The sequence below is a fragment of the Roseovarius atlanticus genome (assembly GCF_019802205.1).
GTDB lineage: Bacteria > Pseudomonadota > Alphaproteobacteria > Rhodobacterales > Rhodobacteraceae > Roseovarius > Roseovarius atlanticus_A.
In genome coordinates this window covers 176453-190636 of the sequence record NZ_JAHVHQ010000004.1, presented here as the reverse complement: position 1 = coordinate 190636, position 14184 = coordinate 176453, and the positions used below count along the sequence as shown (strand labels likewise).

14 protein-coding genes are annotated in these 14184 nt (G+C 64.8%); 7 read left to right on the top strand and 7 right to left on the bottom strand.

The features are described from left to right. Window positions 1-37: 37 nt before the first annotated feature. The 5 genes from KUV49_RS17505 to KUV49_RS17485 all read right to left on the bottom strand — a co-directional run bounded on the left by KUV49_RS17505 (window position 38) and on the right by KUV49_RS17485 (window position 5156). The gene (locus KUV49_RS17505; protein WP_222452261.1) at window positions 38-976 is read right to left on the bottom strand and encodes a transcriptional regulator GcvA; all 939 of its coding nucleotides are present in this window, start codon (window positions 974-976) and stop codon (window positions 38-40) included. Between the two features lie 302 nt (window positions 977-1278). Beyond that, window positions 1279-2001 carry an acetoacetyl-CoA reductase gene (gene phbB, locus KUV49_RS17500; protein WP_222452260.1) on the bottom strand — a complete coding sequence of 241 codons (723 nt, stop codon included), beginning with the start codon at window positions 1999-2001 and terminating at the stop codon, window positions 1279-1281. A gap of 109 nt (window positions 2002-2110) precedes the next feature. Beyond that, on the bottom strand, window positions 2111-2938 hold the full coding sequence (locus tag KUV49_RS17495; protein WP_222452259.1) for a patatin-like phospholipase family protein: 828 nt from the start codon (window positions 2936-2938) through the stop codon (window positions 2111-2113). A gap of 72 nt (window positions 2939-3010) precedes the next feature. Further along, the gene (locus KUV49_RS17490; RefSeq protein ID WP_222452258.1) at window positions 3011-4186 is read right to left on the bottom strand and encodes an acetyl-CoA C-acetyltransferase; all 1176 of its coding nucleotides are present in this window, start codon (window positions 4184-4186) and stop codon (window positions 3011-3013) included. Window positions 4187-4316: 130 nt separating this feature from the next. Then, window positions 4317-5156, bottom strand: coding sequence for an EAL domain-containing protein (locus KUV49_RS17485; RefSeq protein ID WP_222452257.1), 840 nt, complete (start codon window positions 5154-5156; stop codon window positions 4317-4319). A 113-nt stretch (window positions 5157-5269) separates the two neighbouring features. On the opposite strand from KUV49_RS17485, the gene KUV49_RS17480 reads away from it, so the two are divergent. From KUV49_RS17480 to KUV49_RS17455, 6 genes are all read left to right on the top strand, one after another. Beyond that, entirely contained in the window at window positions 5270-5848 is a 579-nt protein-coding gene (locus KUV49_RS17480) for a DNA-3-methyladenine glycosylase I (RefSeq protein ID WP_222452256.1), read from the top strand. A gap of 76 nt (window positions 5849-5924) precedes the next feature. Then, window positions 5925-7682 carry a dihydroxy-acid dehydratase gene (gene ilvD, locus KUV49_RS17475; RefSeq protein WP_222452255.1) on the top strand — a complete coding sequence of 586 codons (1758 nt, stop codon included), beginning with the start codon at window positions 5925-5927 and terminating at the stop codon, window positions 7680-7682. 8 nt (window positions 7683-7690) lie between these two features. Beyond that, window positions 7691-8269: a hypothetical protein gene (locus KUV49_RS17470; RefSeq protein WP_222452254.1), complete on the top strand. Its 579-nt coding sequence runs from the start codon at window positions 7691-7693 to the stop codon at window positions 8267-8269. 100 nt (window positions 8270-8369) lie between these two features. Continuing rightward, window positions 8370-9140: a DUF6478 family protein gene (locus KUV49_RS17465; protein WP_222452253.1), complete on the top strand. Its 771-nt coding sequence runs from the start codon at window positions 8370-8372 to the stop codon at window positions 9138-9140. A gap of 10 nt (window positions 9141-9150) precedes the next feature. Continuing rightward, window positions 9151-9522 (top strand): hypothetical protein, encoded by a 372-nt coding sequence (locus tag KUV49_RS17460; RefSeq protein ID WP_152493890.1) that lies wholly within the window; start codon window positions 9151-9153, stop codon window positions 9520-9522. 327 nt (window positions 9523-9849) lie between these two features. After that, entirely contained in the window at window positions 9850-10479 is a 630-nt protein-coding gene (locus KUV49_RS17455) for a LysE family translocator (protein ID WP_222452252.1), read from the top strand. Between the two features lie 47 nt (window positions 10480-10526). Here the strand turns inward: KUV49_RS17455 and KUV49_RS17450 are convergent, their stop codons facing one another. Both KUV49_RS17450 and mutL read right to left on the bottom strand, forming a co-directional pair. Further along, the gene (locus tag KUV49_RS17450) at window positions 10527-11762 is read right to left on the bottom strand and encodes a DNA recombination protein RmuC (RefSeq protein WP_222452251.1); all 1236 of its coding nucleotides are present in this window, start codon (window positions 11760-11762) and stop codon (window positions 10527-10529) included. Beyond that, the gene (gene mutL / locus KUV49_RS17445) at window positions 11759-13621 is read right to left on the bottom strand and encodes a DNA mismatch repair endonuclease MutL (RefSeq protein WP_222452250.1); all 1863 of its coding nucleotides are present in this window, start codon (window positions 13619-13621) and stop codon (window positions 11759-11761) included. The genes KUV49_RS17450 and mutL overlap by 4 nt, the downstream gene beginning before the upstream one ends. Window positions 13622-13689: 68 nt before the next feature. Here mutL and KUV49_RS17440 point away from each other — a divergent pair, with 68 nt between their 5' ends. Beyond that, window positions 13690-14184, top strand: a complete 495-nt coding sequence (locus tag KUV49_RS17440) for a rhodanese-like domain-containing protein (protein WP_315899562.1) — start codon at window positions 13690-13692, stop codon at window positions 14182-14184.

Here is a 14184-nt window from a genome sequence, read left to right as displayed (position 1 = left end):
ACTGATCGGGATGCGCCTCTCAGGGCGCATCTCGTGATCATGCGGGCACCAGCGGCACCATCTGCATCTTCGCCGTGGTCTCGAACCCCTTGGCGGTCTCGGCCAGCATCCATTCCCGGAAAACCTTGATCTGGGGTTTGTCCTCGGCGCCCTTGCGACAGACAAAGCGAAACTGCGCCCCGGCGCTCACGGCCTTGCCATAGGGCGCGACCAGCCGGCCTTCCATCAGATCCTTGATCACAAGCGCCCGGCGCCCCAGCACCACGCCCACCCCCGCAAGGGCCGCGTCCACCGCATGGTCGCCTTGCGAAAATCGCGGGCCGTGCGGCTCGGCCGGGTCCACGCCCATCGCCCGGAACCAGGCCGCCCAGTCGGTCGCCGGATCCAGAAAATCGATCGACTGGTCGACGATCAGCACCGCGTCGCGCAGGCTCTCGATTGTCGGATACCGCTCGGCCAGCGCGGGCGTCATCATCGGCGTCACCCATTCCTCGGCCAATGGCAGCGAATACAGGCCTTCGTCCGCCCCGTGGCCGAACCGGATCGCCACATCTACCTGGTCGCGGTCGAAATCCATCAGCCGCAGCGACGCGGTGAACCGCAGCTCGATCTCGGGATGCGCCTGGGCAAACTCGTAGAGGCGCGGCGCCAGCCACTTCGCGGTAAAGGCCGGCCCCGCCGTCACCGTCAACGTGCTGCTGTCCAGTTCTCGCCGCGTCGCCGCCCAGGCCGCGGACAACGCCGAAAACCCGTCACGGCACCCCGGCGCCAGCGTCTCGCCCGCCTGGGTCAGTTCCACCGCCCTGTTAAGCCGTCGGAACAGCGGCGCCCCCAGATGCTCTTCCAGCGACTTGATCTGGAAAGACAAGGCGGCCGGCGTCACGTTCAGCTCCGCCGCCGCTTTCTGGAACGACATGTGCCGTGCCGCGGCCTCAAAGGCGCGCAGGGCGGTCAGCGGCGGCATCCGGTCACTCATGTCACTAAAGTAATACTTAACTGAACACGTGAAAAGTCTCGTTTGTCGTCTTTTCTGAAAAGGCGCATGTTGAAGCCAGTCAAGTTCGTCTGAAAGGCATACCCATGATCGAGACTGCCCCTGACGCGAAAACCCGGGATGCCTACCGGGCCGCCCACTACGAACGCAGCCGTTTTTTCGGCGAAGTCTTCGGCTGGCTGTCCCGCAAACCTTCTTCCAGGTGATCGTTGCAGGTCTCTGGAAACAGAAAGGGCCGGTTCCCCTGACCGGCCCTTTCGCATTTTTTCGAGCGGGTCCCGAATTCAGACGAAGAACTGCGCCCCGTTGGCCGAGATGGTCGAGCCGTTGATGAAGCCGGCATCATCCGATGCCAGGAACGCGACGCAACGAGCGATCTCTTCCGGCTCGCCCAGGCGGCCCGCCGGGATCTGGCCGATGATCGATTCGCGCACGTTCTCCGGCACCGCCATCACCATTTCCGTCGCGATATAGCCCGGGCAGACCGCGTTCGCGGTGATCCCGGCGCGTGCGCCTTCCTGCGCCAGGGATTTAACGATCCCGAGGTCGCCCGCCTTGGTCGCGGCATAGTTCACCTGCGCGAACTGCCCTTTCTGACCGTTGATCGAGCTGATGACGATCACGCGGCCGAACTTGCGTTCGCGCATCCCCGGCCAGACCGGGTGCACCGTGTTGAACACGCCCGTCAGGTTGGTGTCGATCACGTCCTTCCACTGGTCCGGCGTCATCTTGTGGAACGGCGCGTCGCGGGTGATGCCGGCGTTGGCCACCACCACGTCGATCGGGCCCAGCTCGGCCTCGACGGTCTCGATTCCGGCCTTCGAGGCGTCGTAATCGGCCACGTTCCATTTATAAGTCTTGATGCCGGTCTCGTCGGTGAATTTCGCCGCGGCGTCGTCGTTGCCCGCATAGGTGGCGGCCACGTCATAACCGTCCGCCTTCAATTTCTTCGAAATGGCCTCACCGATACCGCGGCTACCGCCGGTCACAAGGGCAACTCTCGCCATGGGAAATCCTCCAGTCTTTCTATCCAGTGTTGGTTGGCTCGGAAACTTTGCTACTCACCCTGCGCGCAAAGCGCAACATTCTTGCGCGATTCTTTTTGCCACGGGGCACTCATCCGCTGTTCAGGAACGCCTCCGCGTCGCGCTCGCCCAATGTCCACGTCTCGCGCAGCTTTTGCGGGTCGGTAAAATCTATCTTGTCGGCGGGCGTCTCCTCGGACGGCCAGACATAGATCCGTCCGGGCACATCCGGCAGGTTCCTGTATTGCCGGGTCAGCAGGACCAGCGTCTCGCCCTTGTCCGGGTCGGGCAACGGGGCCTGGTCGGCCATCCCGCCATCCACCACGCGCCGGTCGCCCCAAAGCGGCGGTTCGAACACCGGCGGAATCACCGCAGCCGCGTTCACCAGCTCCACCAGCCGCCCGTCCCGCGCCGCCTGGTTGGCGTCGACCAGCTGCGCCGTCAGGCCCATCTTCTCGGCCCAGTCGAAATGCGGGCTGCCCACGACATGTAGTTCCGCCTCATAGGCCGCGGCCAGCGCAGTGCCCGTCATCGTCGGATTTCCGTTCGACGGCGGATGCGCGATCTGGATCTGAAACGCGGGGCCATTCGCGACGGTCTCGCAGGCCGCCTTGTCCAGCACCGTTTCCACCACGTCGCAATAGATCCGTTGATGCGGGGTGATCCCGTCCTCGTCAGCGGCAAATAGGTCGAGGTTGTGGTCGCGCTCCTCGAACGCGTCGCACATCACGTCCAGCAGCCGGTGCTCCAGGCCCGCGATCCACGCCGCACACGCCATCGCACCGCCGCTCACCCCGGTCACCCGCTCGGGCGTGAACTTGCGCTCGGCCTCCAGCCGGGTCAGGAACCCGCCCTGCCAGAAACACCGCAACCCGCCGCCGGAAAACACGATCTGAGGAGGGTTGTCGGGCAACGTCATCTGGGGCTGTCCTGGGGCTCGGATTGAAAAACAGGCCCCGGAGGGCCTGTCTTGTCGTTTCGAATCAGTCGCTTACGGACGCTCGATGCACATGGCGACGCCCATGCCACCGCCGATGCACAGCGTGGCCAGGCCTTTCTTGGCATCGCGGCGCTTCATCTCGAAGAGCAGCGTGTTCAGAACGCGGCAGCCCGAGGCGCCGATCGGGTGGCCGATGGCAATCGCGCCGCCGTTCACGTTCACGATCGACGGGTCCCAGCCCATGTCCTTGTTCACGGCGCAGGCCTGCGCGGCGAAGGCCTCGTTGGCTTCCACCAGGTCCAGGTCGTCGACGCTCCAGCCCGCCTTTTCCAGCGCCTTGCGGCTGGCATGAATGGGGCCGACGCCCATGATCGACGGGTCCAGACCGGCGGTGGCATAGGAGGCGATCCGCGCCAGTGGCTCGATCCCGCGCTTCTCGGCATTCTCGGCGCTCATCAGCAGCACGGCAGCGGCACCGTCGTTGAGGCCCGAGGCGTTGGCGGCGGTGACCGACCCGTCCTGAGTGAAGGCCGGGCGCAGCTTCTGCATGCCCTCGATCGTAGCGCCGTGGCGGATGTATTCGTCCTTGTCGACGACCGTCTCGCCCTTGCGGGTCTTGACGGTGAACGGGATCACCTCGTCGTCGAACTTGCCCGCCTTCTGCGCCGCCTCGGCCTTGTTCTGGCTGGCGACGGCGAACTCGTCCTGCTGCTCGCGGCTGATCTGCCACTTCTCGGCGACATTCTCGGCGGTCTGGCCCATGTGATAGCCGTTGAAGGCGTCCCACAGACCGTCGCGGATCATCGTGTCGATGTATTTCATGTCGCCCATCTTGTGCCCGGCCCGCAGATTCGCGGCGTGGGGGCTCAGGGTCATGTTCTCCTGCCCGCCGGCGGCCACGACATCGGCATCGCCCAGCTGGATGTGCTGCGCGCCCAGCGCAACGGCCCGCAGGCCGGACCCGCAGACCTGGTTGATGCCCCAGGCCGCGCTTTCGATCGGCAGGCCGGCATTCACATGCGCCTGGCGGGCGGGGTTCTGGCCCTGCGCCGCGGTCAGAACCTGGCCAAGGATGGTCTCGGAAACTTCCGATTTATCGATGCCCGCGCGCTCGACGATGGCTTCAAGAACAGCCGCGCCCAGGTCATGCGCCGGGGTGTTGGCAAACGCGCCGGAAAAAGAGCCGACAGCGGTCCGTGCTGCCGAGGCGATAACAACATTGGTCATAGTGTCCTCCACCATTTCTTGCTGGCCGAGGACCGAAGGGCAGCGCGTCATGCGCGGCCCCCGGATTCCCCGCATCACGCAGGGTGTATCGCAGTCGCCGCAATGCGGCAACTGTAGCCGTTGTCACAGGTCAGGCCGTCGCCGCCGCCTTGGCCGTTTCCAGCCAGGGCGGCTGCACCGTGGGCGCGCCGAAATAATAGCCCTGCAGACAATGCACGCCGATATTTTGCAAGTAGATGGCGTCATTGGGCCGCTCGACGCTTTCGGCGACGGTGACCATGTCGAACTGCTCGGCAATCGAGATCAGCGCCCGCGTCAGCACCTGGTTGTCCGGGTTGTCCGCGATCCCGCGAACGAACTGTCCGTCGATCTTGAGGATGTCGAAATAGAAATCCCGCAGGTAGCGGAACGAGGTGAACCCCGCCCCGAAATCGTCCAGCGCGAAACTGATGCCCTTGCGTTGCAGCCGGGCCATGAAGTTCACCACCAGTTCCGGCACCAGCATGGCGGAGCTTTCGGTAATCTCGAGGATCAGGCGCTCACCCAGCGTCGGGTCCTGCGCCAGCCCGCGTTTCAGCGTGCGCATCCAGCGCGGATAGCCGATGGACCGCGCCGACATGTTGATCGACAGGCGGATATCGGGATGCTCGCGCAAGGTGCGGATGCCCTTTTCCAGCGACAGGCAATCTATGATCCGTCCCGTTTCCATCGCTTCGATCACATGGATGAACGCTCGCGCCGGGATGATCCGGCCGGTTTCATCCAGCACCCGTACCAGCCCCTCGTAAAAGGCCGGCCGGTCCTGCCGCCCGGACGGAACCACGGCCTGGTAGGCCAGCATCACGTGGCCGTGCCGCACCGCCTCCTCGACCATCTGGATCACCGACTGGTCCCGCGCCGACACCGCATAGGCCAAGGGGTTGTGATGCCCCGTTGGCACGTTCGCCCACTTCAATCTCTTGTCACCCATGAATCTCTCCGTACTCCACCGCTGCCCAATAAGCGCCACGCAGTCTAAGGAATTGTTAAAAGGGGCATTTGAGTCATACTGTCCGAAACAGGCGAAACCGGGGGTCTTGAACCATGGAAAGATGCGGCTGGGTCGGCACCGATCCGATCTACGAGGCCTATCACGACACCGAATGGGGCGTGCCCGAATGGGACAGCCGCGCGCTGTGGGAAAAGCTCATTCTCGACGGCTTTCAGGCCGGCCTCAGCTGGATCACCATCCTGAAGAAGCGCGACAATTTTCGCGCGGCATTCCAAGGCTTTGACCCGCATCTCATCGCCACGTGGGGCGAGGGCGACGTGCAGCGCCTTCTTGGCGATCCCGGCATCATCCGCCACCGCGGCAAGATCGAGGCCACCATCACCAATGCCCGCGCCTGGCAGGAGATCGAGGCCGAACAGGGGTTCGACACCTATCTGTGGTTATGGATGGGCGGTGCGCCGCTACAGAACCGATGGACCAGCCTGGCCGAGGTGCCGACCGAAACCGAAATATCCCGCGCAATTTCGAAGGATTTGAAGAAACGCGGCTTCAAATTCTGCGGTCCGACCATCGTCTACGCCTTCATGCAGGCCGTGGGCATGGTCAACGACCACGTCGTCACGTGTCACCGCCACGCCCCAGTGGCGGCAATGGCCACGCCGCCGCGCTGAACTTTGCCCGCGCGAATGCTTGCCCCCGTCGCGGCTCTGGCCTAGACCGGATCCGAAGATTTCAGGGGAGGCCCAGATGACCAAATTCGACAAAAGCAAACTGCCCAGCCGCCACGTGACCGAAGGGCCCGCGCGCGCGCCGCACCGCTCGTACTATTACGCGATGGGCATGACCGAGGAAGAGATCCACCAGCCTCTCGTCGGCGTCGCCACCTGCTGGAACGAGGCCGCGCCCTGCAACATCGCGCTCAACCGCCAGGCCCAGGCCGTCAAGGGCGGCGTGAAAGAGGCCAAGGGCTCCCCCCGCGAATTCACCACGATCACCGTGACCGACGGCATCGCCATGGGCCACGAGGGGATGCGCTCCTCGCTCGCCAGCCGCGAGGCCATCGCCGACACGGTCGAGCTGACCATGCGCGGCCATTGCTATGACGCCATCGTCGGCCTTGCCGGGTGTGACAAGTCGCTGCCCGGCATGATGATGGCCATGGTGCGTCTCAACGTGCCGTCGGTCTTCATCTACGGCGGCTCGATCCTGCCGGGCAAGGCGCCCCAGATCGACGAGATCCCCGAGGAATTCCGCACCCGCGACCTGACCGTGCAGGACATGTTCGAGGCCGTGGGCTGGAACCAGAACGGCACCATGTCCGACAAGGCGCTCGATACGCTCGAACGCGTGGCGTGTCCCTCCGCGGGGGCCTGCGGCGGCCAGTTCACCGCCAACACCATGGCTTGCGTCTCCGAGGCGATCGGCCTTGCCCTGATGAACTCCTCCGGCATGCCCGCGCCATATGAATCCCGCGACCAGTACGCCGAGGCGTCGGGCCGCGCGGTCATGGACCTGCTTGAAAAGAACATCCGCGCCCGCGACGTGGTCACCCGCAAGTCGATGGAAAACGCCGCGCGCGTCGTCGCCTGCACCGGCGGCTCCACCAATGCCGGCCTGCACCTGCCCGCCATCGCGCACGAGGCCGGGATCGAGTTCTACCTCGACGATGTCTGCGAGATATTCCGCGACACGCCCTATTTCGTCGACCTCAAGCCGGGCGGTCAGTACGTCGCCAAGGACCTTTACGACGCCGGCGGCATCCCCGTGGTGATGAAGGAGCTGCGCAAGGCCGGCCTCATTCACGAGGACTGCATGACCGCCACCGGGCGGTCCATCGGCGAGGAACTGGACCGCATCGAGCGCAAGGCCGACGGCAAGGTGATCTACTCCATCGACACGCCGCTCACCAAGACCGGCGGCGTCGTCGGCCTCAAGGGCAACATCGCCCCCCAGGGCGCCATCGTGAAGGTCGCGGGCATCGCGCCCGAGCACCAGGTCTTCACTGGCCCCGCCCGCGTTTTCGAATGCGAGGAAGACGCCTTCGCCGCCGTTCAGAAACGCGAATACAAGGAAGGCGAAGTCATCGTCATCCGCAATGAGGGCCCTGCCGGCGGCCCCGGCATGCGCGAGATGCTGGCCACCACCGCCGCACTGTCCGGGCAAGGCATGGGCAAGAAGGTCGCTCTCATCACCGATGGGCGGTTCTCGGGCGCCACGCGCGGCTTCTGCGTGGGTCACGTCGGCCCCGAAGCGGCCCATGGCGGCCCCATCGCGATGCTCAAGAATGGCGACATGATCACCATCGACGCCATCAAGGGCGAGCTTTCGGTGGACCTCAGCGACGAGGAACTGGAAGCCCGCAAGAAAGACTGGCCCGGCCCGCGCGAGACGATCTACGCCTCCGGTGCGCTCTGGAAATACGCCCAGCTGGTGGGCGAGACCTACAAGGGCGCGGTCACCCATCCCGGCGCCGAGGCCGAGCGTCACGTCTACGCGGACCTCTGAGCCTGCCCGTGCGCGTCCTACGACCAATCTGGCTGGCGGCCCTCCTGTGGTCGCTGGCCGCCTGCGGCGATCTCGGGCCGGGCGGTACGTCCGACGAACCCAACGTGGTCAAGGCACTGGCGCTCTACGATGGCGACGTGGTGGTGCGCGGCCCGCGCGGCTATTGCGTCGACGCCGACAGCGTCCGTCGCCAGCCCTCCAATCGCCTCGTGCTCCTGGGCAGTTGCGAGTCGCTCAGCGGAGAGCCGGGCGTCACCGTTCCCCTGGCCCTGATCGTGGTCAATGTCGCGGACAAGCAGCCGGGCCGCGCGCAGCCCACCGCGGCGACCATCGCCGCCAGCGCCGTCCCGAAGAAACCGCTGGCCGCGATAGATACCGACGGCCTCGCGCTGGTGCATCTGGACGCAGGCGGCGAACTGGCCCTGCCCGGCGGCGACCCGCGCTACTGGCGCGGCGGCATGGTCATCAACGACCATTTCGTCAGCCTCGCGGTCTACACACCGCGCGGCAGCACCCTTGCCGGCGCCTCCGGCCGCCGCTTCATAACCGATCTCGCCCGCGCCTTGCGGAGCGCCAGTGCGCAGTAAGCCGAGGCAAGCAATGGATTGTTTCGAAACTCAGGTTAATGCTATGAAAACCTCCAGAGGGGCAGATTGTGGCACGACCAGACGGGATTGATCCACGCAGATGGGGCTGAAACGTTCAGGACTGGATTGGCTGGCCCATCGGCGCGACCTGCGGCGATGGCGGCAAACCGTTCGCGACGCCACCTCGATGACGCTGGAACAGCTTCGCGCCGAACGCTCCGAAGCACGCAAGCTGCGCTACCATCTCAACGAGCTGATCAGCCACGCCGACAACCGGCTGGCCCTGCCGATGATCGGCAGCCACGCCTTCCCCAAGCCACACGGCACCGACTGGTCTTGGCGCCCCGCGATCTGGCGCGAACCGCTGGCCGTGCCGGGGCGATCCTCTGTCCTCAGCAAGACGCAACTGGGTCACGAGCTGACACTGTTTCACGACTGCCAACATTCCGAACTGACCCTGCGCCAGCTGCGCAACACCCGCGAGGCCGATCTCGCGCCTTTCGGCCTGCGCATGGACGTCTTCAGCTTCGATGGCTCCTTCCTGTCGCTCGTGCTCGACCTGCCCGAGGCGGCGGTCCGTGGCCTACAGCAGCGTCACCTGATCCGCATGGACACCATCGTCGAGATGGAAAAGCCGCTGGAGATCTTCGCGCGGCTCAACATCAAGCACGGTCCGAATACCGAACAGATCGTGCGCGAACTGCCGCTGCACGAAGAAGAGATCATGGTCGAGTTCGACCTGGCCTATTCCAAGCTGAACGAAAAGCGGATCGAGCGGGCCTGGATCGACCTGATTTTCGAGAACCCCCAGATGAGCCAGGTCATCCTGCGCGACCTCACCTTCAGCCGCCGGCCCCGCGCGGAATTCTAGGAGGACACCGATGCAAGAGCTGACATTGACCAAGACGCGCCTCTTCGAAGGCGTCTGGGAAGGGGTCATCACCGGCGCCGGCGACCGCCGCCCGGACGTGTCGGTCACGCACCTGCAAGACAGCATCGCCGGGGTCGAGGTCGTCGAGAAACCCGAGGAACAGGCCTGGGTCCTGCGGGTCCCCATCCCCGCCGACCGCATCGCAGACGGGGTGCAGACCTTCCTGATTTCCGACAAGCAGACCGGCACCGCCCTCGGCAGCTTCTCCATCGTTTCAGGCGATGCGCTGGCCTATGACATCCGCGCCGAGGTGACGCTCCTGCGCGAAGAGCTCGACATGCTCAAACGCGCCTTCCGCCGGCACTGCCTGGAAACGATGTAGGTCCGCTTCGCGGGACTTTGCTGCCGTTCCAGACGGAGGCTATCGTCAGCCCCTGGGGTGGCGATCCGACGGCAAATAGGAAGCACTTTATGCCTGCCAAACACATCCTCGGAATGATCGGTGCGCCCAGCCTCAGCCAAATCGCCAGCCCAAGGGAGGGGCTGACGATGGCCGGGCCGCTTCGCGGCTGTTAACCGGCTTGGGGCTCGAACCAGACTTTCTCCGCAAGGTGCATGAAGGTCGCAATTGCGGACGGAGCTGCCGTCTGGTTGAGGTGGTCATTTTCTGAACAGATGATAGCTTGCAAGGGCAAATTGGGAGCGACCTATGACATTTGAAATCTGGACGATCTACGCGGCAACCGTACTTGCCTTGATGAGCACGCCAGGGCCGAGCCAGCTTCTTATGTTGTCCAATAGCGGTGCTCATGGATTTCGGAGGTCACTCGCAACCGCGGCGGGTGATCTTTCTGCGAATTCTCTGCAAATGCTGGCGGCAGGTTTGGGTCTGGCTGCGATCATCGCGGCATCGGGTGCTGCGCTTGCATTTATCAAGTGGGCTGGAGTTGCTTACCTGATCTGGCTCGGCATCCGCATGATAAGAAGAGCAAAACCCGGTAGTGCCCTAGCCAATGACACTGGACGAAACGTGTCACTCGGCAATCTCTGGATGCAAGGATTCCTTACGTCGGCAGCCAACCCCAAGGCTGTTGTCTTCTTTGCAGCTCTTTTTCCGCAGTTCATAGCCGCTGACCACTCTTTCTGGTCTCAGTTTCTCATTTTGTCCGCAACTTACATTATCATGGATGGGCTGTTTCTTTCAGCTTACGGGGCCGGGGCAAGTTGGATCGCGGCTCGATTCAAAGGGGCTGCAAAAGTCTGGATCGAACGCATCGGAGGCAGCTTCATGATCGTTGCGGCGATCTTGTTGGGCCTCAAGTCGGTTTCGCGACAGTAGTCAGTGCGGGCTCATTTCGGACTTTCGCTGCCACGCCTGACCGCCGACTAGCCGTCCTTGCCCAGCTTCACCACGTTCACCGGGTCTTCCGGCGCCAGCTCCTCGAAGTCGAAGTTGTCCAGCTTGGCCGCCCGTTTCCCCGCGCGCTCGGCCGCGGTTGAAATCCCCTCCACGTCCCGCCGCGCCTGGTCGAAATGCGTCTCCAGCTTGCCCGCGCGTTCCAGCACCAGTTCCACATCGCGGTGCAGCTGCCCCAGCATCTTGCGAATGGCTCCCGCCTGTTCGCGCATCCGCGCATCCTTCAGGATCGCGCGCATCGTGTTCAACGTGGCCATGCAGGTGGTGGGCGACACGATCCAGACCTTCTGGGCGAAGCCCTCGCGCACCAGTTCCGGGAGATTGGCGTGCAGCTCGGCATAGACCGCCTCGGACGGCAGGAACATCAGCGCGCCATCCGCCGTCTCGCCATCCAGGATATACTTGTCGGAAATATCCCTGATGTGCTTCTTCACCGAGGTCCGCAGGAACTTCGCCGCCTCGTTGACCTCGTAATCGCTCTTGGCATTGCGCAGCGCCTCGTAGGCTTCCAGCGGGAACTTGCTGTCGATGGCGATCGGCCCCGGCGGGTTCGGCAGGTGGATCAGGCAATCCGCCCGCCGCCCGTTCGACAGGGTCGCCTGCAGCGAATAGCTGTCCGAAGGCATCGCCTTGGTGACGATATCGGTCAACTGGATCTCACCGAACGCCCCGCGCGTCTGCTTGTTCGACAGGATATCCTGCAAGCTCAGCACATCGCCGGATAACTTCGTGATATTGTCCTGCGCCTTGTCGATGGCCGAAAGGCGCTCCTGAAGCGCGGTCAGGCTGTTGGTGGTCTGCTTGGACGAGCCATGCAGCGTCTCGCGCATCCGCTCCTGCATCTCTGTCAGCGCCCGCTGGCTGCGCATCGCATTGTCCGCCAGTCGGTCCTGCATCTGCTGCTGAACCCCCGCCAGCCGCTGCTCGACCATCTGCGCCAGCTGGGTCTGCCCGCTGGTCGCGGTGTCGCTCACCATCTGAAGCGAACTTCGCAGCCCTTCCTGCCCGTTGGCCAGGCTCTGCACGTTCTGCCCCAAATGTCCCAATTGCTGTGCCAGCGGCTCCGTCGCCCGCGCCGTCCGCCCCGCCGCCCGCAGCGCCAGGATCACCAAGAGCAGGATCAGCAACACGACGGCCCCCGCCGCCAGTGCCGCCATCACCAGAGGATCGTCCAACTGATAGACTGTGTCGCCAATCGTAATCATGTCCGCCCGAACAGCCGCTCGATATCGCTCAGCTTCAGCTCCACGTAAGTGGGCCGCCCGTGGTTGCACTGCCCGGAATGCGGCGTCGCCTCCATCTCGCGCAACAGCGCATTCATCTCTTCCCCGCTCATGCGACGCCCCGACCGGATCGAGCCGTGGCAGGCCACCCGGCTCAGGATCGCCTCGATCTTCGCCTGCACGTGCAGCGCTTCGCCCATATCGGCCAGCTCGTCCAGCACGTCGCGCAGCATCTTGCCCGCGTCGCACGGCCCCAGGATCGCCGGCGTCTCGCGCACCGCGATGCTGCCCGGCCCGAACGCCTCGATCACCAGCCCCAGCCGCGCCAGGTCCTCGGCCATGTCCAGCAGAATGCCCGCCTCGCCGCTGCTCAACTCCACGATCTCGGGGATCAACAGCGCCTGGCTGGCAACACCATTCTCGGCCATCTGCCGCTTCAGTTTCTCGTAAACCAGCCGCTCATGCGCCGCGTGCTGATCCACGATCACCATCCCGGTCTCGGTCTGCGCCACGATGTAATTCTCGTGCACCTGCGCCCGCGCCGCGCCCAGCGGCAGCGATTGCGGCGCCACGACGTCTTCAGCAGTCTCCACCACCTCCGGCTCGACCCGGCCAGAATATGCGCTCTGCATTTCCGCAAAGCCCGCCTCCGGCGCCTGCATCCGGTAGCTTGCCGCCCGCGCCGACGCCCCGGGCCGGTCCATCTGGTAGACCCGTGCGCCGCCCGCCTGTGGCACTGGCTCGGGCCGCATCGCGCCCAGTGTCGCCCCCGCCACGGTGGTCGAGGCCCGGTGCCCTGCCTCCGCCAGCGCATGACGCAGCCCCGACACCAGCAGCCCCCGCGCCACGCCCGGATCGCGGAACCGCACCTCGGATTTTGCCGGATGCACGTTCACATCCACCAGCTTCGGGTCGCATTCCAGGAACAGCGCCGCCGCCGGATGCCGATCCCGGCTGAGGAAATCGTGATACGCCGCCCTGAGCGCGCCATAGAGCATCTTGTCCCGCACCGGCCGCCCGTTGACGAACAGGTACTGCGCCACCGAGGACCCCCGCGAATAGGTCGGCAACGCGGCATAGCCGGTCATCGCGATCCCCTCGCGCTCGGCCTCGATCCGCAGCGCGTTCTCGGCGAACTCCCGTCCCAGAACCTGGCCCAACCGCCCGTGCAGCGCATCGAACAAGTCGCCACTCTCGGCGTCGGCGCGAAACACCGTGCGCGGCTCGCGCCCCTCGCTCACGTCGCGCAGGGTAAAACTGACGAACGGCTCCGCCATCGCCAGCCGCTTGATCACGTCGCCCACCGCCTGCGCCTCGGCCCGGTCGGTGCGCATGAATTTCAACCGCGCGGGCGTGGCGTAAAAGAGGTCACGCAGCTCCACCACCGTGCCCCGGTTCAGCGCCGCGGGCTTCACCGCGCCGATCCCGCCGCCAGCCACCGTGATCTCGACCCCGTCGAACCCCTGCGCCCGGCTGGTGATCGTCAGACGCCCGACCGACCCCAGGCTCGGCAACGCCTCGCCCCGAAACCCGAAGGAATGGATGTTCAAAAGGTCCGACCCGTCGATCTTCGACGTCGCGTGCCGACATAGCGCCAGCGGCAACTCCTCCCCGGTCATCCCGCAGCCGTCGTCCCGCACGCGGATCAGCGTCTTGCCCCCATCGGCAATGTCCACATCGACCCGGCGGGCACCCGCATCCAGCGCATTCTCCACCAGTTCCTTGACAGCCGAGGCCGGGCGCTCCACCACCTCACCGGCGGCAATGCGGTTGATCGCCGTCTCCTCCAGCTGCCGGATGACAGGCCGTTCCTGGCTTATATTGGGGCTGATTTCATTCATACCGCAATACCTAGCATGCCCATGTCCGATTCTGCTAGGTTCGAGTGCACCTTTGAAAGCATCCGACGGTGCTTTTTCTCACGATCCGGATCGCCACGACACTCACGGCTCCGGAACGCGCCGGGAACCCGCAGCGCAACACCCTCGTTTCTCGTCCAGACACCAAGCCCGAGGAAGGCCATACCATGCAATCCGAAACCATCGGCGCCGCCACGTTCGAGACCTGGACCGTCACCGAGGTCGCCGACGCCTTCGCCGCGAACGAGATCGTCCTGATCGACGTCCGCACGATCCCCGAGTACGCCTTCCAGCATATCGAGGGCGCCATGCTCTTTCCCATGCCCTTCTTCGACGCGCAGAAGCTGCCCGGCCAGTCCGACAAGCGTATCGTCCTGCATTGCGGCTCGGGCGTGCGCTCGGAAAAGATGGCCCGCGCGGCGATCGACGCCGGCCTCGACCGCATCGCCCACATGGAGGGCGGCTTCGGCGCATGGAAAGAGGCCGGCAAACCCTATATCGGCACCTCCATGAGCACCGGCGGCCCCGAACGTGTTACCGCCTGA